Origin of the sequence: Aeromonas sp. QDB68 (assembly GCF_027707405.1) — a bacterium.
GTDB classification, from domain to species: domain Bacteria; phylum Pseudomonadota; class Gammaproteobacteria; order Enterobacterales; family Aeromonadaceae; genus Aeromonas; species Aeromonas caviae.
Genome location: NZ_JAPCIQ010000239.1, coordinates 1 through 754, shown reverse-complemented (window position 1 = coordinate 754; position 754 = coordinate 1). Strand labels below are relative to the sequence as shown.

At 59.5% G+C, this 754-nt stretch carries 1 protein-coding gene; it reads right to left on the bottom strand.

Translation table 11 applies throughout. The annotated features are described in order from the left end of the window. A partial coding sequence (gene istB / locus PG892_RS22440) for an IS21-like element ISAs29 family helper ATPase IstB (RefSeq protein ID WP_270667056.1) occupies positions 1–719 on the bottom strand: 719 nt, incomplete at its 3' end. Positions 720–754: the final 35 nt, after the last annotated feature.

Genomic DNA, 754 nt, shown 5'->3' with positions numbered 1-754 from the left:
CTCTTTCTCATCGATTCTCCCTTCAGTGACAGCCGGTGAGCGTTGTGCATCAGCCGGTCCAGGATCGCATCTGCCAGAGTGTTGTCCCCCAAGCTCGCGTACCACTCTTCCGTTGGCAGCTGACTGACCACGACCGTCGAGTATTTCCCGTACCGATCATCCATGATCTCCAGCAGGGCGTTGCGCTGCTCGGCATTCACCGCTTCCAGTCCCCAGTCATCCAGGATCAGCAGCTCTATCCTTGCCAGTTGACCCAGCAGTCTGGCGTAACTGCCATCTACCTTGGCCTGGCTCAGCTCAAGTAGCAGACGCGGCAGCCGGTAGTAACGAGTGCTGTGCCCCTGCTGACAGGCTTGGTAGCCCAGCGCACAGGCTAGGTAGGTTTTTCCGCAGCCACAGGGGCCGGTAATGAGCAGGTTCTGGCCCCGGCGCAGCCACTCTCCTTGGGCCAGGTTTGCCACCTGTGACCGCTCCAGGTTGCGTGCAGACTGGTAGTCCACCTCTTGCACCGTGGCCTGGAGTTTGAGCCTCGCCTGCTTGACCAGCCGAGCTTGTTTACGCTGCTCCCGGCTCAGTTGTTCGTGTTCGACCAGCAGGCTTAGCCGCTCGATGAAGGGCAGCCCTTCGTAGGTACTTGCCTGTTCCAGTTGTTGTTGCACGGCATCCGCCATGCCAGTCAGTTTCAGGTGTCTCAAGCGGGTCAGCGTTTGTTGGGTCATGGGACGTATCCTCTTTAGTGGAAGCTCTGGGGGCC